Origin of the sequence: Danxiaibacter flavus, assembly GCF_041060425.1 — a bacterium.
In the GTDB taxonomy this organism is placed as follows: Bacteria; Bacteroidota; Bacteroidia; order Chitinophagales; family Chitinophagaceae; genus Danxiaibacter; species Danxiaibacter flavus.
This window is the reverse complement of the sequence record NZ_JAULBC010000001.1, coordinates 77,484-103,115: the sequence shown is the minus strand read 5'-3', so window position 1 is coordinate 103,115 and position 25,632 is coordinate 77,484. Positions and strand designations below refer to the sequence as shown.

The 25,632-nt window shown below is 41.6% G+C and carries 17 protein-coding genes and 1 tRNA gene; 5 read left to right on the top strand and 13 right to left on the bottom strand.

The features are described 5' to 3' along the window. Positions 1 to 26 precede the first annotated feature (26 nt). Positions 27 to 1,478 (bottom strand): TolC family protein, encoded by a 1,452-nt coding sequence (locus QTN47_RS00405; protein ID WP_369327319.1) that lies wholly within the window; start codon positions 1,476 to 1,478, stop codon positions 27 to 29. 291 nt (positions 1,479 to 1,769) lie between these two features. On the opposite strand from QTN47_RS00405, the gene QTN47_RS00400 reads away from it, so the two are divergent. After that, positions 1,770 to 2,237: an Lrp/AsnC family transcriptional regulator gene (locus QTN47_RS00400; RefSeq protein WP_369327318.1), complete on the top strand. Its 468-nt coding sequence runs from the start codon at positions 1,770 to 1,772 to the stop codon at positions 2,235 to 2,237. A gap of 3 nt (positions 2,238 to 2,240) precedes the next feature. Then, positions 2,241 to 3,251 carry an EamA family transporter gene (locus QTN47_RS00395; protein ID WP_369327317.1) on the top strand — a complete coding sequence of 337 codons (1,011 nt, stop codon included), beginning with the start codon at positions 2,241 to 2,243 and terminating at the stop codon, positions 3,249 to 3,251. A gap of 160 nt (positions 3,252 to 3,411) precedes the next feature. Here the strand turns inward: QTN47_RS00395 and QTN47_RS00390 are convergent, their stop codons facing one another. The 4 genes from QTN47_RS00390 to QTN47_RS00375 form a co-directional block, all read right to left on the bottom strand. After that, the gene (locus QTN47_RS00390; protein WP_369327316.1) at positions 3,412 to 4,551 is read right to left on the bottom strand and encodes an AI-2E family transporter; all 1,140 of its coding nucleotides are present in this window, start codon (positions 4,549 to 4,551) and stop codon (positions 3,412 to 3,414) included. Between the two features lie 240 nt (positions 4,552 to 4,791). Beyond that, positions 4,792 to 5,187 carry a hypothetical protein gene (locus QTN47_RS00385; protein ID WP_369327315.1) on the bottom strand — a complete coding sequence of 132 codons (396 nt, stop codon included), beginning with the start codon at positions 5,185 to 5,187 and terminating at the stop codon, positions 4,792 to 4,794. 485 nt (positions 5,188 to 5,672) lie between these two features. Further along, positions 5,673 to 6,746: a TIGR03118 family protein gene (locus QTN47_RS00380; RefSeq protein WP_369327314.1), complete on the bottom strand. Its 1,074-nt coding sequence runs from the start codon at positions 6,744 to 6,746 to the stop codon at positions 5,673 to 5,675. Positions 6,747 to 6,887: 141 nt separating this feature from the next. Then, on the bottom strand, positions 6,888 to 9,584 hold the full coding sequence (locus QTN47_RS00375; protein WP_369327313.1) for a PAS domain-containing sensor histidine kinase: 2,697 nt from the start codon (positions 9,582 to 9,584) through the stop codon (positions 6,888 to 6,890). Between the two features lie 346 nt (positions 9,585 to 9,930). On the opposite strand from QTN47_RS00375, the gene QTN47_RS00370 reads away from it, so the two are divergent. Beyond that, on the top strand, positions 9,931 to 12,384 hold the full coding sequence (locus QTN47_RS00370; RefSeq protein ID WP_369327312.1) for an ABC transporter permease: 2,454 nt from the start codon (positions 9,931 to 9,933) through the stop codon (positions 12,382 to 12,384). Between the two features lie 244 nt (positions 12,385 to 12,628). On the opposite strand, the gene nudK is transcribed toward QTN47_RS00370, so the two are convergent. From nudK to dnaA, 4 genes are all read right to left on the bottom strand, one after another. After that, on the bottom strand, positions 12,629 to 13,207 hold the full coding sequence (gene nudK, locus QTN47_RS00365; protein WP_369327311.1) for a GDP-mannose pyrophosphatase NudK: 579 nt from the start codon (positions 13,205 to 13,207) through the stop codon (positions 12,629 to 12,631). Positions 13,208 to 13,696: 489 nt separating this feature from the next. Beyond that, complete coding sequence (locus QTN47_RS00360) at positions 13,697 to 14,422, bottom strand: lipocalin-like domain-containing protein (RefSeq protein ID WP_369327310.1); 726 nt, start codon at positions 14,420 to 14,422, stop codon at positions 13,697 to 13,699. 425 nt (positions 14,423 to 14,847) lie between these two features. Continuing rightward, a tRNA-Ser gene (locus QTN47_RS00355) sits at positions 14,848 to 14,936 on the bottom strand. A gap of 125 nt (positions 14,937 to 15,061) precedes the next feature. After that, the gene (gene dnaA, locus QTN47_RS00350) at positions 15,062 to 16,489 is read right to left on the bottom strand and encodes a chromosomal replication initiator protein DnaA (protein ID WP_369327309.1); all 1,428 of its coding nucleotides are present in this window, start codon (positions 16,487 to 16,489) and stop codon (positions 15,062 to 15,064) included. 567 nt (positions 16,490 to 17,056) lie between these two features. Here dnaA and QTN47_RS00345 point away from each other — a divergent pair. Both QTN47_RS00345 and QTN47_RS00340 read left to right on the top strand, forming a co-directional pair. Beyond that, positions 17,057 to 17,437: a DUF3127 domain-containing protein gene (locus QTN47_RS00345; RefSeq protein ID WP_369327308.1), complete on the top strand. Its 381-nt coding sequence runs from the start codon at positions 17,057 to 17,059 to the stop codon at positions 17,435 to 17,437. Positions 17,438 to 17,571: 134 nt separating this feature from the next. Next, positions 17,572 to 19,200: an NAD(P)/FAD-dependent oxidoreductase gene (locus tag QTN47_RS00340; RefSeq protein ID WP_369327307.1), complete on the top strand. Its 1,629-nt coding sequence runs from the start codon at positions 17,572 to 17,574 to the stop codon at positions 19,198 to 19,200. 290 nt (positions 19,201 to 19,490) lie between these two features. On the opposite strand, the gene ftsZ is transcribed toward QTN47_RS00340, so the two are convergent. The 4 genes from ftsZ to murC all read right to left on the bottom strand — a co-directional run bounded on the left by ftsZ (position 19,491) and on the right by murC (position 25,600). Then, positions 19,491 to 21,467: a cell division protein FtsZ gene (ftsZ, locus tag QTN47_RS00335; protein ID WP_369327306.1), complete on the bottom strand. Its 1,977-nt coding sequence runs from the start codon at positions 21,465 to 21,467 to the stop codon at positions 19,491 to 19,493. A 70-nt stretch (positions 21,468 to 21,537) separates the two neighbouring features. Continuing rightward, entirely contained in the window at positions 21,538 to 22,911 is a 1,374-nt protein-coding gene (gene ftsA, locus QTN47_RS00330) for a cell division protein FtsA (protein WP_369327305.1), read from the bottom strand. Positions 22,912 to 23,060: 149 nt separating this feature from the next. Beyond that, positions 23,061 to 24,092: a cell division protein FtsQ/DivIB gene (locus QTN47_RS00325; RefSeq protein WP_369327304.1), complete on the bottom strand. Its 1,032-nt coding sequence runs from the start codon at positions 24,090 to 24,092 to the stop codon at positions 23,061 to 23,063. Between the two features lie 113 nt (positions 24,093 to 24,205). Beyond that, positions 24,206 to 25,600: a UDP-N-acetylmuramate--L-alanine ligase gene (gene murC / locus QTN47_RS00320; protein WP_369327303.1), complete on the bottom strand. Its 1,395-nt coding sequence runs from the start codon at positions 25,598 to 25,600 to the stop codon at positions 24,206 to 24,208. Positions 25,601 to 25,632: the final 32 nt, after the last annotated feature.

Genomic DNA, 25,632 nt, shown 5'->3' with positions numbered 1-25,632 from the left:
CGCACATCATTGTCAATTTTCAACTTTCAATTGTCAATTAGTTCAACTATTTTCTGCGTTTCTCCCGTAACATGAAAATATTCGGCCAAAGCCAAATAGTACCCCAGCACGGAAGTATAATACAGTTTATCTATCTCAGCTTCTGCGAGCGTTGCCTCATTAACATCTTTGGGAGAAGACAATATATTTTCCATGCGTTGCTCCACCATGCGGGTGGTGATCCTTGCGTCGGTTCGTGCTGAATCAAGTGTTGCCGCCTGCTGCTGTAATCCTTCAAGCTTATTCATCACAACCTGTGCCTGCACACTCAATACCTGTCTGGTATTTTCTTCTGCAAGACGCGCTTCTTCTACAAGTTCTTTAGAAGCTTTAATACGTTTTTGCGTTTGTGTGCCATTAAAAATATTCCATACCATCTCTACTCCTAATAACCACGGCGGCACAGTTACCGGCAGATCTTTCTGATAAAGATTGATGTTACCAATTGCAAAAACATTGGGCAATGCCAGCGACTTGCTCACTCTCACGGATGTTTGTGCATAAGCTGTTTTGCTTTCCAAAAACCTGAAGCCTGCATTATTCTTATAAAAGCCTTCCGCGGGACCCGCCACTGCGTAATTTCCTCCATAAGGCAGTGTATCGTTAACAACAATGATCGTGTCGTTGGAAATGCCCAGGAGTTTATACAACTCAAGCATCGCATTCTTTTTATCGATCTGCAGATTTTGCTGAGTAGTTTTGGACTGGAGCAATGCGACTTTCATCCAGTTCTTTTGATAGGGCGGCAGAATTTCATTTTTTACAAGGGATTCTGCATAACCGAGATTTTTCTCCGCAGCGGAAACCACTTGTTGCTGATTACGCAAAAGGGAGTTTAAAAACAAAATACGCATGTACTGCAAAGCAATGGCAAAGTCGAGCTCTTCTGAAACAACTGATACATTCACCTTTCCTGAATTAAGCTCAGCTTCGGCCAGCTTACGCGCGGTGTTAAGTTTGCCTCCCAGGTATAATGGTTGCCTTACACCCAGCGATGATGTGAAATATTGTTGCTGGCTCAACGGCGGATTGTAGCTTGGATAAAATGTACCTATAATTGTTTTTGAAGTGCCATACACCGCATCTTTAAAAGCCTGCGATGGTTCACTTCCTGTTACCTCTTTAATGACACTGCTTGCTAACTGCACATTTTGCTGCGATGTACCTTCTATCACTCCTCCACGAACTGTTTCCAGATTAATTTCGAGCGGCTTGCTCAGGTAATTGTAATTAGCCAGGAGATCTATTTTGGGAAGATAAGATTGCCGCTCCGCTTCAAGATTATACTGCCGTGCCTTTAGTGATGCCCCAGCCTGCTTTATGCTTGTATTGTTCTGATGCGCCAGGGAGAAGCATTCTTTCAGACTTACTGAAGCTTGTTGCTGTGCTGCTACCCGGGAGAACAAAAAGATACAAAGGACTATGTGCAAGTATTTCATCAACTTTCATGTTAATAACCCGAACGGATTACCTGCTTATCGGGCGATGTTCTGAATTCTACAACGCCTTAACGTGAATCTTGTTCACTGGCAATTGATTTTATTTCAATGAATATGAACACATTAAGCGAAAAACAATTCTTCCGGCAATACTGGAGCCACACCGGAAATTGCACCAACCTACCGCAGAAACTGTGCAAACAACCCGTTCATCCAGAATTTTATTCACTTAATCATTATTTAATTAGAATTTTATTCTGATTATGAATAGCTTTATGAAAAATTATACAGATGGAGGTTAGCCTGGATACAATAGATCTGCAGATTCTTACGCTTATTCAGAATAATGCAAGGATTTCTAATGCGGACCTGGCGCGAGAACTATCCATGGCACCAAGTGCCGTATTGGAAAGGGTAAAAAAGCTGGAGCAGAAGAAAGTAATAACAGGCTATACCACCCAGATCAATCCTACTGCCGTACAGCAAAAACTGCTGGCGTTTATTTTCATCCGTTCGTCTGAAAGCTTTGGCTGTGGTAAAACCGGGGAGGAGTTAGCAAAAATTCCCGAAGTGCAGGAAGTGCATAATATTGCCGGAGAAGACTGTTATTTAATAAAGGTCCGGACGGCTGATTCGGCATCTCTCATGCACATGATGCGCACTTCGCTGAGAAATATACCCAACATTACTTCCACCAAAACAACGATTGTACTTGAAACAGTGAAAGAGCAACAACAAATCATTATTCCAAAAAACTAACCAATGACCGACGCAAAACAAAAACATGCTTCCCCTTTAATGGTTGTTGTAGCGTTTGCTACAGTATACCTGGTGTGGGGTTCTACGTACTTTTTTATACAACGTGCCGTATCACATATTCCGCCATTTTTAATCGGTGCAATGCGTTTTCTGGCGGCAGGCATTATCATGTTAACGTGGTGCGCGCTTCGTGGGGAAAAGATCTTTAACCCTCAACAAATAAGGCCTGCCGTAATAAGCGGTTTACTCCTATTGCTAATTGGTAATGGTACTGTGATATGGGCAGAACAAACATTGCCCAGTTCGCTGGTAGCAGTATTGGTATCCTCTGCTCCCATCTGGTTTGTTCTGCTGGACAAGCCCAAATGGAAAGAGAATTTTACCAGCAAATCCACATTAACCGGGCTGTTTATAGGCTTTGCCGGTGTGATCTTATTATTTAGTGAACAAACAGGAAAAGCGCTATCAGGTGGTGGCGGAATTATGCGAATAGTGGGACTAATAGCAATTGTGTTGAGTTCTATGAGCTGGGCAGGAGGATCATTGTATTCTAAATATAACGGCAAAGGATCTGCGAGCATCAATACCGGCTGGCAAATGTTGTCTGCAGGCATTGCATTCGTTCCTATAAGTTTATTAAGCGGTGAATGGCAATCATTTCAATGGCAAACGGTACCTGCGTCATCATGGCTTTCAGTTGTGTATCTCATTTTTATGGGATCGCTGGCTGGCTACAGCGCGTATGTTTGGTTATTGCAGGTGCGTCCTGCCACCCAGGTTAGCACCTATGCTTATGTAAATCCCGTAGTCGCAGTTTTACTTGGTGTTTTCTTTGCAAATGAACACATGACCGTTACTCAAATTCTTGGACTTGCAATTATCCTTACCAGTGTATTGCTGATTAACCTGGCTAAGTACAGGAAAGAAAAACAGACAGTTGTGACCGACGAAAAAATAAGTGTAACAAGAAAGATCATTGTGGCGAATACCGGTGCAGTGAATTGTGACAACTAAGCCTATTCTCTGTGAAACGCTGTGTCTGCTCTGCGCTACTCCTATGTGTAATTGTTTTTTGTTACACGGAGAAACAGCCGGAGTAGACACTGAGAACCACAGAGGTTTTGCGACCGATGCCTGTCAATTCATCGCTTGCCGCAATTTCTTTGGTGAAATATTACGTTTGCGGTTTTTCAACAACAGCCTCTACTCCTTCTTCTTTTATTTTTTCCTTCAGATCCGGCGGCTCCTTTTCATTTTTTTCATCACCTAACAAAAGGCCCCATGGCTTGAGCGGCTCAATCCTGTCGAAAATGATTTTCATGATCGCTATTACCGGAATAGCGAGGAACATGCCTGAGATACCCCACATCATTTCACCCACAATAACGCCCATTACCGTGATCAGGGCATTGATGCGAACTTTTGATCCAACAATAACCGGAAGTAAGAAATTACTATCAATAAGATGAATGACAATAATGGTTATTGCAACCAGTATTATTTTAGAAGCAACAGCACCCGTTGCAAATGTTATAAGTGTGCTTAACAACAATGCGCTAAAAATACCGATATAAGGAATGATGTTGAAAAGCCCTGTTATCAGCCCAAGCAAAATTGCATATTTAATACCCAGGATCCAGAATATGAGGCAGCATGCGGTGGCGACGATGGCCATTTCCAGCAAAAGACCTGCAATATATTTCCGGATGATGTATTGAACATGGGCGATGACATCATAGACCATAACAGCGTTATCTTCCTTGAAAACGCCTAACAAAAACTTCACAAGCAACCGGCGATAAAACAAAAGGAAGAATGTATAGATCATGATAAAAACAAGGAACAATACAATGGAAGAAACTGACAAAACCGTTGTACCCAAAACTAGCGTGCTTGTTGAGATAAGTTTGTTGGTTGCATCATTTACATAATGCATCTGATCTCTCATATTTATGTGAAAGGTAGATGCAACCCAGTGCTGTAAATTATTTACAGAACTTACTACCTGGTCTTTAAACAAAGGCCAATCCTGACCCAGTCTTGTTAACTGCGCACCAACCAGGTAAAGAATCAATGCAATACACACCACAAAAACAAGCACCGACAAAAACGCGGCGCCGCTACGGGCTAACTTTGTCTTTTGTTCAAAAAAACGTGCGAGCGGCAATAATAAAATGGAAAACAAAACAGCAAAGATCAGGGGTGCAAGCAACTGCTTGCCCAGAATTGCCAGGTAACCAACTGCAATAATACTTACCAGTATCATTGCCAGTTTGGTATAGAACGGAGATGCAGGTGATTTTATTTGTAACATGGTAGTTGTTGATTGTGAAGTGAGGTGTAAGGCTTGAGGTTTGAGGAATGAGGTATCAGGTATCAGGTTTCAGGTATCAGGTTTTAGCTATCAGCTATCAGGCTTTTACATCGTACCCGCCCGAACGTGCCGTAGGTACGGGGGGGCGTCTAACATCGTACACATCACATCTCCCCCCTCACTCCTCATGCCTCATGCCTCACACCTCAAACCCTACACCTGATACCTGATACCTGATACCTATTTCCCTATTCTCTCCGCTGGCCTCGCCCTTAGCGCGCTCCAGGTATCGTCGATGGCTACTTGCGACACGGCCTGCAATCCGATCAGTTCAAATGCCATCCAAACAGTTTCACGTTTTATATCACTTTTTATCCTGCCGGTTCCTTTTGGGTAAGATGCCCAAAATATGCAGTCGTACTGTCCAAAACCTTCCACAGATTTCACCAGTTTTTCCAGTTCGGCCTGGGTTGTGGCAAACACATGAACAAACGTATAGGCGCCTTTGTTTTTAGCCACCGGCTTTTTGTCAAATGAAATATCACCCAACAATTCCAGGTATTCGGCAGGTGCATTTACTATAAGCGCCTTATCATCCTTCCCCAATCTTAGTTTCTTTAAAGTATCTGAAGCCATTTGATTAAATTTCTTTAGCAGTTGATTGCAGAATTGCTCACATTACTTCAATCAAAAATAACAACACAATTTCAATCGCTCCGTCAAAACTGTACAGATTTCAAACGGCATTGTAAATATCTGTCTACAAAAAAGCAGCCGCTGGGCGGCCGCTTTACTATCCTGAATTGGTAAACCTTTTTCTCCTGTACAACTGGTGAATAGTGAATAGTCAATGGTGAAGGGCAGAAACCGGCTGAGTAAATGTATGCAGCTCTAGCCATGATGGACCTCCGGCGTAACTTCTTGTACGCCCTTATATACCTTATACGGGTCAAAAAACTTCGCTTCGGTCAGCTTTAGGCTTTAGGCTTTAAGCTTTAGGCTTTAGGCTTTAGGCTTTAAGCTTTAGGCTTTGGGCTTTAGGCTTTAGGCTTTGGGCTTTAAGCGTTATCAGTTGTTTCCAAAGAAACGTTGGCGCACACGACACCGTACTTATATATGGTTTACTTTCTTTCCAGCATACCAAAAATTCCATCGGATTCATCTGCGGGACCAGCGGTGAAAAACAATTGTTTTGAAGTTGCAATTACAGGCGTATTATCCAAAGCCCACAAACCTTCTATCGTTACAGGCTGATTACCCCCATGTTGCTTAAGCTGTCCTTCAAAATGCCCCCATTTGTCGAACACGTTAATACGGCCATCACCAAAATTGCCTACGATTATTGCATCATCCACATCGCAAAAACCAGGCATTGCACCAACCATTCCCCATGGAGAATTTAATGCCCCCTGAGAGGCGAAACGCTTAACCAGCTCACCTTTCATGGTAAATATGTTGATGTAGCCGTTGCCGGGACCAGACTCATCGTCCATATCATCCGGCGCTTTTTGCTTAGCGTAGGTAACATATAAAAAGCCATTGATGCTTCTGATGTTGAAAGGTGCAAATCCTTTTGGAATTGAAGGATCTGAAAAAGGCTTATTATTAACCTGTTTAAAGTTTTTGTCAAATACATCAATTCTTGCTTTTCTAAAATTTGTAGCATACAAAAAATTGCCAGTGCCATCGTTGCCCAGTTCAAGGCCTTTGTATACTGTGGAAGTGCCCTTATTTGCAGCTATCATGGCTGCAGGTCCTCCAGCCCAGCCGGAAATAATTCCATCTTCCCCGGCAAAAATGAACCTGCTTTTCATAGTTGTTCCGGGAATTATAAAATCGGCAGTGGGATTAAATACTACACCTGTGGGAGCGCCCTGAGAGTGGCCAGGCCCCGGTATAGAAACAGGAGCCAATAATGTTGCACCTGTTTTGTCGTAAATAGTAGTTAAGCCAGAATGGTTGGCCGAGATCCATACCGGTCCGGAAGGTGCTACAGCAATTCCCCATGCGTTAAGCAAGGATTTGTCAATGTGCATGGGATTGTAAGATTGAAGATTTGCAACAAGATTGGTTTGCTGATAATTGTGTGTAGGAAAATGATCTTCGAATTTTTTACAGGATAGGGCAAGAACAAAAAACAAACATAAACAAATACCCATTGCAGCAGGTTGTTGTTTTGTTGACACATGTTTCATACGTGCAATTTTAGAGGTGATGGAAAGAAGGGAAGTATCAACAATTTTATTGGAGAATTCTGAATGAATACGAACTAACTGATGCCCTGGTTGCTTCTAACAAAAAATACCATTCTTACAGACTCAAAAAATACACAATTTCTATGCCGGAGGATGATGTAGCGGCATGCTGAAACTGAAAGTGGAACCTTTGCCTTTGGTGCTTGTTACCCAGATTTTTCCATTCTGGCGATGGATGATCTCAGCAGATATGTATAAACCAAGCCCCAGTCCCGGGAAGGAATGAGAACGTTCGTCAGATTCCCTGAAGAAACGGTCAAATACAAATGGCAGGCTTTCTTTTGCAATGCCTATTCCGGAGTCTGTAACGCTGCATATTACTGAGCCTTCTGCGTTGTGCACATCCACTAGTATCCTATCGCTATCCGGCGAATATTTTATGGCATTGGTCAACAGGTTAATCAATACCTGCTCAACCCGGTTCCGGTCTCCCGGAATTGTTACATTCCCCGCCGTATTTGTTAGTATAATTTTTTTGAATGTTGTAACCTGCACTTCCTCTATCACGTCGTTAACGAGTTTGTTGAAGTCAAAATCTGAGTAATGAAACTTCATCTTGCCTCCTTCTATTTTCGTAACATCCAGCAGATCCTGGATCAGGACATTGAGCTTATCTACCTGGGAAAGCATTTTTTGCAACAACCCGGATGAGGTTTCATCTTTAGAATTAAGTGTCTGTTGATGCAGAAACTGACCAAAAGCCTTAATGGAAGTGAGGGGCGTTCTGAGCTCGTGCGATATTATACCTATAAACTCATCTTTCCTGTTTTGTTCATTTTTTGAACGTGTAATGTCCAACACCGTACCCAACATCCGCTGGGGATTTTTTCTACTGTCGTAGATTACCCGGGCCTGTGTCCGTATCCAACGGACAACTTTATCAAAACCAACGATCCGTGCTTCATAAAAATAGGTGCCGGTTACCATCGCATCCTGAAAAGCTTTTTCCACACGAAGAAAATCCTCTTCATGAATATGTGCACGCAATGTTGCATGACTCAGTTTTTCATTTGAAGCATATCCAAAAATTTCAGGCAGAAGATTACTATAAATAAGCTCCTTCGTTACAAGATTCAGATCAAATGTGGCAGTACCGGTATAATCAAGCGCCATATTTAACCGCTGCTCACTCTCTATGGTCTTTTGTATCGCCTCTTTACTGTCAGTAATATTCAGTGCTACACCTACTATTTTTTCCGGGTTTTCCTTGATATCATAGAGCACCCTTCCCGAAGCTTTTATCCAATGTAATGCCCCGTCATGCCATTTTATCCTGTATTCTGCATTGTAATGCTCATTTTTATCGATCGCACTTTGAATACTGGCCAGCACTGCATCCCTGTCTTCAGGCACAATTAAATCCAGTACATCGTTAAAAGTCACGGTTTCACCAAGAGGCAACCCGAAATTTGCCCTGAACTGATCAGTGCATTCCAATAAACCCGTTTTCAGAAAAACTTCATACGAGCCCAGCATACCGGCTTCAAGTGCAATGGCAAGCTGTTGGTTTGTGCGCTGAAGCTCCCTTTCATTTTCCTGGATTTTTTTTCTTACCCTAACCTGGTCAGAAACATCGTAACCCATACAAAGTATGTAAGGTTCTGCGCCTTCCGCTGCCACCAGTCTTTTATAAATAATATTTACAAACAATTCCTTCAACACGCCATCCACTTCCATAAACACCCGGTTCTCGGCGCCGTGATAAGTAATGCCGGTTTCATACACATGATCCAGGATCCGCATATAAGGCTGCCCTTCCAGTTCCGGAACGCCATCTATAATTCGTTTACCGATGATGGAAGCGTCTTTTCCCCATAGCTTCAGCGCTACATCATTTGCCAGAATTATAATATGATCGGGCCCTTGCAAAAGGCTGGTTGGCACGTACGCCTCCTGCACCAGGCTTCTAAGCAGTTGTTCATTTTCCTCCGCTTTTTTCTTTGCAAGAACTTCCCTGGTTATATCCGTACCGGTGTTCACTATTCCATAAATATTTCCATTCCTGTCTCTTAATGGCGTATAGGTAAAATCGTAAAAAAAAGTTTCCATTTTACCATTGATCTTAAAATCTACCCGGGCACCGGTTCCATGGTAGGGAATCCCGGTGCGGTACACTTCCTGTAAAATGCTGTAAAACGGTTGATCTTCCATCTCCGGCAATGCCTCGCGAAAAGTCTTTCCTATGACAGATCTGTCTTTTCCCCATGCGGCAAGGATGGCATCGTTGGCAACTTCCACAGTCATCTCTCTGCCAACGTACACGCTGATTGGAATTGGGGCAGCAGCTATAAAATCAACGAAACGTTGCTCCAGATCGGTTCTGCTGGCAAGTACTGCAACCCGGGCATTCAGCGCCGGCTCCGGCATAGCGGTAATATAAACACCTCCGGTCTGTTTGCCCTCACCAGGAACGGCACTTAGGGTAATTGTATATCGCTCTTCCGGAGATTCATTGCTTTTAAAGGTAACAGTCTGACTGAATGATGCAGCTTTATTATTACCATAAGATATAAGTGTAATAAAAGGTTGCACCGTGTGCCAAAAATTTTGATCTTTTTCAACAGGCAAGCCTTGCGCCGGTATATAATTATTGGCAAGGAGAAGCAGCTGTTTAAAAGCACTGTTATAAAAACAGTACAGTTCTCTACCCCAAAGTATTGCGGATGGAAAAGGCGAATGAACTAAAATACTGAGCGATGTTCGTAAACTTAGTGGCCATTCTTCAGGTGAGCCCAGAACAAAACCCGACCAATCTCTTGACTTGGTCAAATTTTCCATTTCACCGCCCGGTTTAAAAAAATTTCCAAAAAAGGTCCCGGTGTCGTTTTGTTCGTGCATTAAATGGATCCCTTGTTTGACTCAACAATATAAATCAATTAAGCCATTATGAATGGTTGTTCGCTAACATTAATGAGTTTTTATCATCAATCAGTTGAACTTCTTAGAATTAGCAGCCGTCTCAAGTGGCCGTAACTGAACATTAACTGTTCAAAAACGAACACATTATAAGCAGCTCCTGCAAATAACATGCTAATTATCAATCCATAAAGTTGTGGCATTTATTTAGCCGCTTTTTTTATGGGTAGGGGAAACTGTGTTCTGACAATACGCCTTAACGCTATTTATGTTCAAAAACTATTTTACTGCAGCATTGCGCAGCCTTCAAAAAAACAAGTTCTTTTCTGTCATTAATATTGCTGGCTTGTCTATTGGTATGGCGGCTTGCTTGCTGATTCTGCAATATGTAAGTTTCGAATTGAGTTACGACCAGTTTAACCAGAACGCTTCTTCAATATACCGCGTGGTAAACGACCGTTATCAAAACGGCAAGCTCATTCAGCACGGTACCATTACTTACTCGGCTATAGGACGGGCCATGCAGGAAGATTATCCGCAGGAAATATTGCGTACCGCAAGAGTTGAACCGGCCACAGACATCATACTTACATATAATGAAAAGAAATTGAAACAATCCGGACTGGCAGTTGATACTTCTTTTCTAACCATGTTTTCTTATCCGTTGATTGCAGGTAATGCCTACACTTCGCTGAAAGCGCCTTACAATATGATCATCTCCCAATCAATGGCTGATAAATTGTTCGGCGTTCCGCAAAATGCCAATTACGCATCATACATCGGCAAGACAATTCAATTGCAAAATGATTCTGCTTTGTATAACATAACCGGAATTAGCAAAGATGTTCCGGAAAACTCACACCTGCAGTTTAACTTCCTTGTTTCATGGTCGTCCTTAACGCAAACCTGGAAAAATGCGGACTACAGTTTTGAGCAGTCCGATTTCTGGCAATATATCCAGCTAAAGCCCGGTGTAGATTATAAAAGACTGGAAGCACGTTTTCCAACTTTCAGTCAGAAACATTTTCAGGGTGCAAAGGTTTCAGGAAGTGATGAAACTTTTTATCTGCAACCATTGTCGAAAGCCCATCTTTATTCTGATTTTGAATACGAGATAGGTGTTACAGGCAATGCAACCACTGTATGGGGCCTTCTTACTGTGGCTTTATTTATTATTATAATTGCCTGGGTTAATTATATAAATCTTACAACTGCAAAATCAGCGGAGCGGGCAAAAGAAGTTGGTGTAAGAAAAGTAGCCGGTGCATCAAAATCTCAATTGATCCGGCAGTTCTTTACTGAATCCGTCGTTATTAACCTGATCGCATTTGCTATTGCAATTATGCTGGTGATATTGGTGCAGAACAGCTTTAATCAATTGGTACAACATAACCTTTCATTGACATTATTGTTTCAAAAAAATCTTAGCGGATACACCGTATTTGCTACGATTCTTTTGATTATCATGGCAGGCTTTTTTGTCTCAGGTTTCTACCCCTCATTTGTGTTTTCTTCTTTTAAACCGGTCACCGTTTTAAAGGGAAGATTTTCACATTCAACAAAAGGCATTCTGTTAAGAAAGACACTTGTTGTTGTTCAGTTTACTATGACAGTTATTCTTATCATTGGTTCCGTTGTTGTTTACCGGCAGGTGCGCTTTATGAACAGGCAAAAGCTGGGAATAACGCTGGACCAGGTGATGGTGATCAATCCGCCCATGCTCACAAAATGGGATTCTACTTTTATAAGACGTGTAAATAGTTTTACGAATGAAGTAAGGCAATTACCGCATGTTAAAGGCGCCACCACATCATTCCGTGTAGCAGGAGAAGAACTATCCAGGGACTTTAAAGTTAGAAGAGCTGATGCCCCGGAAGACAACCATTATACCATCCGCAGCCTGGGTGCGAGTACCGGTTTCATTGATCTCTACGGAATAAAATTATTAGCGGGTCGCGATTTTGAATCGACTGATTTTAATACTGACTGGGGTAAACTGCACAATATTATTCTGAATCACCACACCGTAAAATTATTAGGCTTCAAAGATGATGCTGATGCGATTGGTAAAAAGATTTTTATTTACGATAAATCCTGGGATGTAATAGGTGTTATGGCTGACTTTCATCAGAAATCATTGCGCTATCCGATTGAGCCGACTGTGTTAATGCCTGCGTATTCTGAAAACAGCCCGATTTCAGTGAAGCTTGATGTTACAAATGTTGAGTCAACCATTGCATCTGTGCGCAAAACGTTCAACACATTTTTTCCGGGCAATATGTTTGACTATTATTTTTTGGATGAAAGATATAATGCGCAATACAAGAATGAACAATTCTTTGGCAAAGTGTTTGGCATGTTTGCCGGCTTTGCTGTTTTTGTTGCATGTCTTGGATTACTCGGACTGTCATTGTTTGCAACCATTCAACGCACCAAGGAAATTGGTGTAAGAAAAGTGTTGGGTGCATCTGTAGCCAACATTATTTTCCTGTTGTCAAAGGACTTCATCAAGCTTGTAATAATTGCCATTGTAATTGCATGCCCTATTGCGTGGCTCACTATGAACAAATGGCTACAGGACTTTTCTTACCGCATCACTATCAGCTGGTGGATCTTCCTGGCAACCGCCGTAGTCGCGATAACTATAGCGCTTGCAACAATAAGTTTTCACGCACTCAAATCAGCGTTTGCAAACCCGGTGAAGAGCCTGAGAACAGAGTAGTTTTAAGCTTAAAGCCCAAAGCCTAAAGCTTAAAACCAGTTAGTATAAGGATTGAGGTTTGAGGTATAAGGAGGTTTGAATATGCCCGACTATCGTACGCGTTCTCTGTGCAACTCAGTGTCTCCTCCGTGCATCTCTGTGTAACTGTATTCTTTTGTCTCATGCAGAATAACACAAACTGGATGGATGTTAAGCTTTGGGCTTTAGGCTTTAGGCTTTAGGCTTTAGGCTTTAGGCTTTAAGCTTATACCAGGTTATGCAGTTTCGCGTATTGCAATAACATAATTGTCTTCCCGTCTTTTATTTCACCATCGGCAATCATCTGCATTGCTTTATCCAAAGCTATTTCCAGCACTTCAATATCTTCCTGTTCATGTGCTATGCCACCGCCATCATTCACTTTCATCGACGCTTCATATTCAGCTACAAAAAAGTATAAGATCTCGGTAACAGATCCGGGTGACATATATGCTTCAAATATTTTTTGCACAGCAGATATTTTGTAACCGGTCTCTTCTTCCGTTTCACGTCTTATGCAATCTTCAGGATTATCCTTATCCAACAAACCTGCGCAAGCTTCAATTAACATTCCGCTTTCATTACCATTGACAAATGTTGGCAGACGAAATTGCCTGGTAAGAATAACTGTTTTGGATAATTTATTATATAGCAGAATGGTTGCACCGTTTCCTCTGTCATATGCTTCACGACTATGCACATGCTTGCTGCCATCACGCTTTACAAACTCATAAGTTATTTTACGCAATACATACCAATTATCAGAAAGCACTTCTGATGAGATCACTTTTACCTGGCCGGTCATTTTATTTTTATTGTTGAGTTGTTAAGGTAATAATTTGAGATTTGAAATTGGAGATTTAAGACTGAAGAAATGATGGATGGAAAATGCATGGGGTGTGCGGAGGTACAATTTGAGATTTGAAATGTGGAGGTAACCGGGTTATAACTGGAAACATTTTAAAATGCGGAAGAATAAAACTACGATGTAGTTTTTTTTGAACCATATAAGAGATATAAGGGCATATAAGACTTGTCTCAAATTTATTCCTGTCGTCAACTATCGATATGACCAAACTCGACTGAGGCTGAAAGCCTCATATCATCAGCCCAGGGCAACGCCCTGGGGAAAAATATCAAATAGTGATCAAGCCCTGAAAGGGCGGAGCAAATAAATAAATCAATCAAACCCCGTGAATCTTAATCCCGATCCGGATAAACCCACACATTTGCACATTCGCATATTCAACAATTCGCACATTCTCCATCATTTTCAATTGTCCCTTGTCAATTATCAATTACATTGAGTTCTGCTCAGCACAAAGCCATCATAATGCAGTGCCTGTCTATTTCTGAAAACCATTTTACCATTCACTTCTTTTGCATCGCCAAATCCTTCAATAAAAGCCTGACCTTTTCTCAAGAAGGTAACTTCTCTAACGGATTCCTTACCTTCTGAACGAAATGTGTAATCGGCTATTAACGTGTCACCTTTCATTGCGCCTTTAACAATGCCATCATTGCCATCTTTTCCGTACAAACTATATTTCAGATTTCCAGATACAATATCACCGTCATTTGTAAGGCTGAGCAATACTGTGTCCTTGTCCGAAGTATACCGATAACACTGCACCGCATCAGATTTTACCAATACTGCCGCAACTGAATCTGCGATCTTTTTATATACGGTGGTCTCTCCTCCACGTCGTGTTAAGGTCAGTGTGCTATCTCCAATATCATCTATATGTAATGTATCTGAAAAATCAATAGTCTGCCTGTTGCCGATACTTTTACCAGAAAGGATAAGCATGTCGCCATCACGATGCCAATGTTCATATTGCAAAGTGAATGCATTGATTGACGAAGCAGTGCTATCTTTTTTCAGCGTGAACCCAGATTGCGCTCCGGGTTGACCTTGTATACCGGCTACCCAGTTACCTTCGATACCAATCTGCGGTGCAGTATTACAAGCAATAAATAAAACACAAACAATGAAAATGTATGAGCAGGAATTTTTCATGTGATGAGTATATTATTAAAGATAAAGTACAAAAAACATACCTGGCCAGGAACCCATATCAATTGCTTTATAGAAAGTTCATTTCCAATTCATCCTGAGCATATTGCACTATTTACATGCTAAGCAATAGTCAACTCGATTCAGTTAGTTAGTCAAATACCATTCAGGTAGATTTTTTTTATGGTACAATGAAATTCCAAAGGCAAGAAGTATGTAAGAATGATCACAGATATGATAGTCTATTTTTTTCTATGTTCTTTTGGCTTGATCCAAATGCCGAATGCTTTATCATCGCGCCGCTTCTTCTTTGCGTTCGCCGCGTGAAACCTTAGCAACTTTTCCTGGCTAAATTTTCAACTGTCAATTTTCAATTCTCCATTAAAAAAAAGTCCTCTGCATCTGCAAAGGACTCTTTTATTTTTTCGCGGTGAGGGCGGGATTCGAACCCGCGGTACAGTTTAACCCGTACGGCAGTTTAGCAAACTACTGATTTCAGCCACTCATCCACCTCACCGACCGAAATTTCCCTTAAGGGGCTGCAAAAATAGGGATGCCCGCTTAATTACCAAAATATTTTTTATTTTAAGCTAAAAGCCTAAAGCTCAAAGCCCAAAGCTTAAAGCTGATAGCTCACAGCTGCTACATCGCTGCCAGTTGCACTTTCTGCGTAAGCTCCATTACGTTCTCGCGGAAAAGGCTGTCTGTATCCATCAGATCTTTAACTGTCTGGCAACTGTGAATCACCGTTGTGTGATCGCGGCCGCCAAAATGCTCTCCAATTGTTTTCAGAGAATTCTTTGTGAACGCTTTTGCGAGATACATCGTTATCTGACGAGCCTGAACAATTTCGCGTTTTCTCGTCTTATGCAACAATTTCTCGTAAGGAACATCGAAATATTCACAAACCATTTTCTGGATTGCTTCAATGGTAATTTCCTTGCTGCTTGTCTTCACAAAGTTGCGCAATACTTTTTTGGCGAGCTCCAGGTCAATGTCACGCTTATTTAAAGAGGACTGTGCTAACAACGAAATTAAAGCACCTTCCAATTCGCGCACGTTTGAACTGATGTTATATGCCACATACTTCACAACCTCTTTCGGCATATCCAGGCCATCGTTCTTCATCTTACGTTCCAGGATCTCAATTCTTGTCTCATAATCCGGAACCTGCAGGTCAGCACTTAATCCCCAACGGAAGCGGCTCAACAAACGCTCCTGCATACCATCAAGGTCTTTCGGAGGTTTATCTGAAGTCAACACCAATTGTTTACCACTTTGATGGAGGTGGTTAAATATGGCGAAGAAAGCATCCTGTGATTTTTCAGCGCGACTAAAGAACTGTACATCATCAATAATGAGTACATCTATTAATTGATAGAAATGAATAAAGTCATTAATAGCGTTGTTACGGCTATGATCCTGAAACTGGTTAATAAATTTTTCGCTGCTCACATACAACACCACTTTATTAGGGTGCAGTCTTTTTACATCATTGCCAATTCCCTGAACAAGGTGCGTCTTTCCCAAACCAACACCGCCATAAATAACGAGCGGGTTAAATGAGTTGGCGCCGGGTTTCTCCGCAACAGTTTTACCTGCACGGCGGGCAACCCTGTTACAATCTCCTTCTATAAATGCATCAAATGTATATATAGGATTAAGCTGCGGATCAATCTGCATCTTTTTAAGACCCGGTATTACAAACGGGTTCTTAACAGGATTGTTGATCACCAACGGAAAATCCATTTCGTTGTTAGAATATATCTTGGCATTGCTGGCAGGTACATCCATCGAACCATTTTTCCCATTACCGCTATCTACCATTATACGATACTCCAGTCTTGCTTCTTTGCCTAACTCTCTTTTTAAAGTTTTGGCAAGAAGATTAACATAATGCTCTTCCAGATACTCAAAGAAAAACTGGCTTGGTACCTGTATCATTAATACCTGTTCTTTAATATCAACGGGTTTAATCGGCTCAAACCATGTTTTATAGTGTTGCCATTCAACAATATCTTTGATGATCTTCAAACAATTATTCCATACGTTTTCAGCGGTTTTAGTCATAATGAAAGACACTGTTTATATCGGGTTAAGAATATTAACCGGGTAAAAAATCCCAAAAAAAATTATCCCCGATTGTGGATATTTTTTTGGGAACAGGACGGCGAATATCTTACGTTTTATGTTGAAAAAAAAATTTTTTAATGTCTTGTTTTTTTACAACTAAATATGTCTGGATTAACACCAAACTTTTTATGTAAAATATCTGCACGCATTTTCAGATTCATCAAAATTAAAGCTCCGGGACAACCTCCTTATTTCGTAAAACTCAATCCGGAAAAGCATTCAACACATTTCAGCAGTTTATTTCACTTCCCAAACAACCATAAACAATTAACATAGCATAATTATTATACGTTAACTAACAAAAATTCAGTTTTCATTTGCAAAGTGATTATCTGTGATTGTAAAATACAGGGCTAATATTAATGTATTATGGCATACAGTTGTTTTCACGAACGAATCATTAGATGAATTGAAAGATACAATATTTGAAGTTCACTTCAAGTTTTTTTCAGATTAAAATATTACCTGAGATTTCAACTACTTTTGCAACAAACTATTTTAATAATGTCTTTCGAAATTACAGGCAAGCTGGTAGCCAGGTACAACATTGTTCAACGTACTGAAACATTCAAAACAAGAGAATTTGTAATTGAAAAATCTGAGGATATTGGTGGAAGGGTTATTACCAATTATATCAAGTTTCAATGCGTGCAGGACAAAACAGCTATTCCTGACAGATTTAATATTGGCGATGAAGTAAAAGTGATGTTCAATATTAAAGGTACCAAGTGGACCAAGGATGGTAAAGAGAATTACATTACCAATCTTGACGCATGGCGCATGGAACATGTGAAATTGGGCGAACAACCGGTAGCAGGTGATAACAGCTATGAATTTACTTCAGATAATACGCCAACCGACAATGTGGATGATCTGCCATTTTAATGTAAGTTATTAGTTGTTAGTCAGTCGTTGATCTTAACTAAACAATACGCTCAATTTTTCCTTATAAATATAGTGACGAATACAGGCTTGTTGGTCATTGGGGATCAACGACTGCTATCTAGCCAACTACAACCATGCAAAAAAAGATAAGTTTTCAATTATTGCCCCCGGAAGCGGCTGATGATTCTACTGTAAAAGACTTTATTGCGAAAATCGAAGGCATCGCGCCCAAAAAGATCACCGGCTTCTATCGCACGAAACAATCAATAGATGCACGTAGCAAACAACCCAAAGTAAACATTACAGTAAATGCATTTATTGATGAGCCTTATCATGAAAGAATAATAGAAGAGATTAATTTCAAAGACGTAACTCATTCTCCCAAAAAAGTTATTGTAGTTGGTGCCGGGCCTGCGGGCTTGTTCGCAGCGCTTAAACTGATTGAAAGCGGTGTTCAGCCTATTTTAATTGAAAGAGGAAAAGACGTTCGTGCACGAAGACGTGACCTCGCTGTTCTTAATAAAGAAGGTATTGTTAACACGGAAAGCAATTATTGCTTTGGCGAAGGTGGCGCAGGCACTTACAGTGATGGCAAATTATACACCCGGAGTACCAAACGCGGCGATGTTAACAGAATACTCAACCTGCTTGTTCAGTTTGGCGCCGATGAAAGAATACTTTACGAAGCTCACCCTCACATAGGAACCAATCAACTGCCCAAGATAATTACAGCCATGCGTGATGTAATTATTGCGTATGGCGGAAAGGTTTTATTTGAAACAAAGCTCACCGGGTTTCTTGTTGAAAACAACACATTGAAAGGCATAACAACTGCAGCCGGGGAAAAGTTGATGGCAGAGGCTGTAATACTGGCAACCGGACATTCAGCCAGGGACATCTTTGAATTGTTTTATAATAATAATATACTGATTGAAGCCAAACCCTTCGCGCTTGGCGTTCGCATTGAACATCAGCAGGCATTGATCGACAGCATTCAATACCATTGTCCCATTCCATCACATAAGGATCACAGCGCAAGAAGCGAATATCTTCCGCCTGCATCTTACGGCTGGGTAGAGCAAGTTAATAATAAGGGCGTTTTCAGTTTTTGCATGTGCCCCGGCGGAATTATCGCCCCGGCGGCAACAGCCCCCGGAGAACTTGTAGTGAACGGATGGAGCCCGAGCAAGCGGAACAATCCTTACAGCAACAGCGGCATTGTTGTGAGTACAAGTGTCGAAGACATTGTAAAGGATAAGGATTTTAAAAAACTGATGAAAGAAAACAAGTGGTCAGCATCCCACCCGCTCCTGCTTATGTATTTTCAACAAATGGTAGAACAGAAAGCATTTGAAGTTGGTGGCGGCAAATTTGTTGCACCGGCACAACGGATGGTCGATTTCTGCAACAACAAATTATCTTCTTCTCTCCCTGACTGCAGTTATTTACCAGGAATACATTCTTCTACATTGAATAATGTGCTACCCAATTTTGTATTAACAAGCTTGCAGGAAGGCTTTAAAGCTTTCGGCAAAAAAATGAAAGGCTACTACACCAATGATGCCGTAGTGGTTGCCACAGAAAGCCGCACATCATCACCCGTGCGCATTCCGCGTGACGCTGACTCGCTTCAACATCCTCAAATTAAACAGCTGTACCCTTGTGGTGAAGGTGCAGGCTACGCCGGCGGCATTGTGAGCGCTGCAATGGATGGAGAAAGAGTAGCGGAGAAAATATGTGAAATGTTAGATGTACGATGTTAGATGTATGGTGTGCGATGTGATTGCAAGTACGAGCTACGAAGTGTGAAGTACGAATTGGGTTGACTGGTGTTGAAGTGATATAGGCATATTGATATTTAATTGTCACACAAAGAAGAGGCAGGAGGAGACACGGAGGACCAAAGAGATAGCCTTCGCTGCAATCATTTTCAATTTTCAATTCTCAATTTTCAATTAACTCAGCCGCCCTGCCTCCGTGGTTCCCCAAACAAAAACCCCTCAACCGAAGCTGAGGGGCCAACAACTAAAAACACAAATGAGTAGGAGCCTTATTAATCGGGCTTCTTACCATCCAAAAAGGTATTGATGGATGATATCTGTCCCTGATCATGTTCATCTTTCTTTACAGCATACTTGCTGTAGTAATTCTCCACAGATGTGAGCGTATTGCCAAAAAGCTCCATATTACGACGAACATAAGCCGGCACATTGTCAAATTCTGTATTCATCTCTGCACTATTCATATTAAACGAGAGATTGCGAAGTTTCTGTATTCTTTCTGCTGCTCTGCGTTTTTGATCTTCCTCTTCGTCAGACATCATTTCATATGAACCTGTTGCCGGAGCCACAGGCGTATTCATGTTAATGTTGTCTTTCTCCACGAAACCAAACTGCACTTCATCCTCTGCTGGTTCCTGCCTCATTACCGGTGCTACATATGGCGGCATTTCCGGCTCAGGCTGCTGGTAAACCGGACGCTGCGGTTGTTGAGGTTGCGGCTGTGGCGGTTGTGGCTGCTGCGGTTGCTGAACGAACTGCGGCTGTGGTTGTGGCTGAGGTTGTGGTTGTGGTTGTGGTTGCGGAATTTCCAGAGGCTGTGGCGCAGCAACAGGTTTTGGCTGCTCCTGTACCGGCTTCTGCTCAGGCATAGATGCATAGATATTTGAGGGCCTGCTCAAGAAACCACCTGGAGGGGTTACGGACACAGAAGGTTTCTCTGTGTATTCCATCCGCAAATGCTCTTCCACTTCAGGCGCTTTTTCTTCTTTACGTTCTTCAACCTTAGGCTCAGCGGTAATATTTGTAGACAGTTCAAAACGCAATGGTTCTGCACTTTGTTTTTCTGCAATCACTTTTGCTTCATCAATGATCACAGGAGCAGCGGACTGCTGGGTGATCTCAACCAGGCTTGGAGCGAACGGATCTTTTTCGTCGAAAGATAACTTCTGTTGTTGCATGGCACGTTCGGGCTTTTTTTCTTCGCCATCCATACGCAACTCCATTGTTATTTTTTCAGGCTTAGGCTCCGGCGCCCTTGCAGGTTCTCTTTTTGCAAAAGGATCTTTATGCTCGAATCCTGTAGCGATCAGCGTAATGCCAATCTTATCGTCCAGTGTATTGTCATACCCCATACCCACAATCACATCCGTATTCTCACCGGCCTGCAGGCGGAGATGATTATTGATCACTTCCAACTCATCCATCGTGCACTCCTCATCACCTTCTGCACTATTGATATTGATCAGGATCCATTTCGCACCACGGATATCATTGTCATTCAGCAACGGAGAATTCAACGCATTTTCAATGGCACGTTGCGCCCTTTCTTCACCGGAAACAGCTGCACTTCCGAGAATAGCAACACCACCATTCTTCATCACAGTACAAACGTCTGCAAAGTCAACGATGATATGACCACGGCTGTTGATGATATCAGTAATACATTTAGCAGCGGTAGCCAATACATTGTCGGCCTTGCCAAATGCATCTTTCATTTTAAGGTTGCCATATTGTATACGCAGCTTGTCATTACTAATAACAAGCAGTGTATCTACATAAGGCTCCAATTGTTTGATGCCTGCCTCTGCCTGCTGCAAACGGCGCGGACCTTCAAAACCAAACGGAGTAGTAACAATACCTACGGTAAGAATACCCAGTTCGCGGCAGATCTTGGCAATGATGGGAGCACCACCGGTACCTGTTCCACCACCCATACCGGCGCAGATAAATGCCATTTTGGTATTTACCTCCAGTATGCGTTTTATTTCTTCCAGGGATTCCTCAGTAGCCTGTTTACCTACTTCGGGATTTGCGCCTGCACCCAAACCTTGTGTAAGGTGTGGCCCAAGCTGTATTTTATTGGGCACTGAACTTTGTTCCAATGCCTTGGCATCAGTATTACAAATAATGAAGTCTACACCTTCAATATCCTGCGCAAACATGTAGTTTACCGCATTGCTTCCGCCTCCTCCAACACCAAGAACCTTAATGATGGATGACTTTTGTTTTGGCAGATCAAAGTGTATCATAATGAAAATTTTAGAATGTAATGGTTAGTAATAGTAATAGCAACAAATTATAATGGAAACGATTTTATTCTTATTTGATCACTGTATCTCCTTCTTCCTTGAACAAATCAATCAGACCATCTTTGAATTTATTCCAGAAACCATTGATACCGCCCTTTCTTTTTCCTATATCTACAGTGTTTTCTCTAACGGGAGAAAGCGCTTCAACTTCTTCCTTAATCAGTTTATCCGGAACACTCACCCGAAGGAAAGTGTTGTTAAACTCTTTATTATGATTTTCATAATCGCTGTATCCTTTCAGAATAAGACCAATACAGGTTGCATACATTGGCTTCTTCAGCTCATCTATATGATTTGCCGCCAAATGCTCATTTGGTAAACCAATACGTGCATTCAAGCCTGTAACATATTCCGTCAACTGAATAAGATGTTTTAGCTGAGAACCACCACCTGTAAGAATGATGCCGCCGTTAAGCGTTCTGTTATCAAGCCCTACCTGTTTCAGGTGATAAGTAACGAAATCAAGTATTTCACTCATTCTCGCCTGGATAATGTTAGCAAGATTTCTTACACTGATCTCTTTTGCCGGCATACCTTTTATTCCGGGAATAGTAATGAAAGCGTTTGCTTTAGCTTCATCTGCAAGCGCGCCACCAAACTGTACTTTCATTGCTTCAGCCTGCTGCTTCAATACACCAAGCCCCATGCGGATGTCGTTGGTAATATTTTCACCACCAAACGGAATAACCGCTGTATGTTTTAAAATACCATCATAAAATACAGCGAGGTCACTGGTACCACCACCAATATCAAGAATGGCAACACCTGCTTCCATATCAATCTCACTCATTACAGCAGAAGCAGATGCCAGCGGCTGCAATACAAGATCTTTAGTTTTAAGGCCACTACGCTCTACTGAACGGTTGATATTGCGGATTGCATTTCTATCACCTGTAATGATGTGGAAGTTTGCTCCAACTTTCACGCCATTATACCCAACAGGATCTTTAATATTCTGGTAATTGTCCACATGAAAATCCTGGGGTATCACATCAATGATCTGATCACCGGCAGGAATAAATGTTTTGCGTTGATTGTCTATCAACTGCTCTACTTCCCAGCGCTCTATCTCCATGTCTGAGTTCTGCCTTACCAGGTCGCCACGTGTTTGCAGGCTCTTAATATGATGCCCTGCCACGCCCACATACACTTCACTTATTTCAAGATCCGGATTGCTTTCGGCGCAGTTATGCAAAGCCTGCTGAATTGCTTTGATCGTTTGATCAATATTCAACACCTGGCCATGTTGCACACCATTACTGTTAGCCCTGCCAAATCCTAAAATCTCCAGTTTCCCATACTCATTTTTGCGGCCTGCAATAGCGGCAATCTTCGTCGTTCCAATGTCTAGTCCTACAATAATAGGCGCTTCATTCGGGTTCATAGATGTATGTTTTTGTTGTTGTTTCGTTTTAATTCAAAAGTCCCCGCCTGACTGACGTCAGTCGGGCAGGAAAAGTCAAAATTCAAAAAAGAACCACTTAATTCTTTAACACTATCAATTTTTCAAACATGCCCATTGACTTTGTTCTTTTATCTCTTCTTCGTTGTTTTTTTCATCACAGCCTTTGGCTTTGTGCCTGCAGGCTTTGTTGTTGTTTTTTTAACTGCCGGCTTTGTTGTTGCAGCAACCTTGTTTGGCTTTGTGGTAGAAGCCGGAACTACAGCAGCATGACTTACAGAATCAACAGCGGGCTTCACTACATTTCCGGCCGCCACTGAACTGTCTGTCATAGCATTGTTCATCCTCGCAACATTGTCGGCCAATTGCATCGCTGCTCTCAGAGAATCGACATTAGGCTTTGCAGCTCCTCTTCTTGATGCTACTACCTGCCCATTGAACCTCACATCAATCGTTTCATATTTCTCAAAACCGGCCTTGGTCCAAACCTGTTTGTAAAAGCTATAGAGTCTGTCAAACTTGCCTTCAAGATCGTCCACATCTCCAATAGCTATTACCTGGTTGCCTAACACCGGTATCAATTCAAATGTTCGTTGCGGCGTTATATCAACCTGCGATATCTGCCGCATCCAGAAACTATCCCTTGCAATAAACTGAGCCAATTGCCTCACATCATTCAACACCAAACTATCAGGTGCTGATAATTTTCTCTCTGATGAAGGAAATGATGTAAACACCGGCACTCTTGCACTTAGCTTGTCACTCAATGGCAAACGCTTTCCGCTGCTATCTATATAAAAAGAACTTCCGTTTATTGTAAATATTCTTGCGAGCGGTTCACGCTCATGGATGGTTACATGCAACACATTATCATTATCAAAAAAAAGATCTGCCTTCTTTACCCAGGTATTTTTTTCAAGCCCTTCTTCAAGATGCCGGACATTGATTTTATACAATTCGGTCTCTTTGCTTATTCCCATCTTATTCAGAAATACCACAACCTCTTTTTCATCAACAAACACATGCTCCTCAGCATCTATTACTTCCACTTTAATGTCGCTTACGGTCTTGTTTTCCTTCTTGCGCATAGCAGTTATCAGCAGAAAGACCAACGAGGCCGCCAGCAAACACCATCCGGTAAATATTAATTTCTTCTTCAACATATTTTCAGCTTTCAGCGGTCAGCTCTTAGCTTTCAGCTTCCGGCATTAACTACTTAAGACAGTCGCCGTTTTTTAAATCAGACATCTGCAAATCGGATATCAGATATCAATTTTTATTTCAGAATTTCTTTAACCGGTTCAATCAACGCATCAATATCACCTGCTCCACACATCACCAGCAACTTTGGCTTGTATAATCTTACCCAGTCCTGCATCGCTTCTTTTGTCAGTATTTGCTTTTGCGGCAATTTCATGTCGTTTAATATCAACTCGCTCGTTACACCTTCCATTGGTAATTCCCTTGCAGGATAAATAGGAAGAATGATCACTTCATCTGCCATGTCAAGACTTTCTGCAAATTCTTTTGAAAGATCTTTTGTCCTGCTGAACAGATGCGGTTGAAAAATCACCGTACATTTCTCATCCGGATAAATACTTCTAACTCCACTGATCAATGCTTTTAGCTCTTCAGGATGATGTGCATAGTCATCAATCAACACATGCTTTTGCGACTTAAGTATGTATTCAAACCGGCGCTTTACACCCTTGAATGACTCGACCGCATGCTTTATCTTATCGTCATCTATACCAAGATGCTTCGCAACAGTGATCGCCGCAATGCTGTTTTCAATGTTGTGTAAACCGCCCATATGCAGCACTACATTTGTTATACGCCAGTCGGCAGATATAACATCATACACATAGGAGCCATTAACCACATTTAAATTCTCTGCATAGACATCTGAACGAACATCATCAAGACTATAAGTAACTACTTTATCAGCCTTAAATTCACCAGCTCTTTTCAATCCATACCTTGCAACCAAACATCCGCCGGGCTTAACAGTATTGGCAAACTGCACAAAAGCTTTTTCCACTTCTTCCGGAGTTCCATATATATCCAGGTGATCAGGATCCATTGCGGTGATCACTGCTACATCCGGAACCAGCTTCAAAAAACTTCTGTCATATTCATCTGCTTCTACAACAACTACATTTCTTTCGTTGCTCCAGAAATTCGTTTGATAGTTTGAAGAGATCCCTCCGAGAAAAGCATTGCACCCGTAGCCTGAATCTCTGAGCAAATGGGCCACCATGGTAGTGATGGTTGTTTTGCCATGCGTTCCTCCAACACAAATATTGAATGAGTTTTGTGTGATCCATTTCAATACATCACTGCGCTTTACAACGGTATAGCCATTTTGCTGATAATACACCAGTTCTGTATGATCTTTAGGAATGGCTGGGGTATATACCACCACATCCACATCTTTCGGTATTCTTTCTACATCTTCTTCATAGTGAATTTCTATACCGCTTTCTTCCAGCTTACGGGTTAACGGCGTAATGGTTCTGTCATAACCCTTTACTTCCGCTTTCCTGGAATGGAAATACCTTGCCAGCGCACTCATACCTATTCCACCTATCCCGATAAAATAGATCTTATTGATAGCCCTGGTGCCGGTTACGGCTTCGGAAAATTTACTATTATTTATTTGCTCACTCATTCCTGATCTTTAAATCTGCTTGTATTGATAAC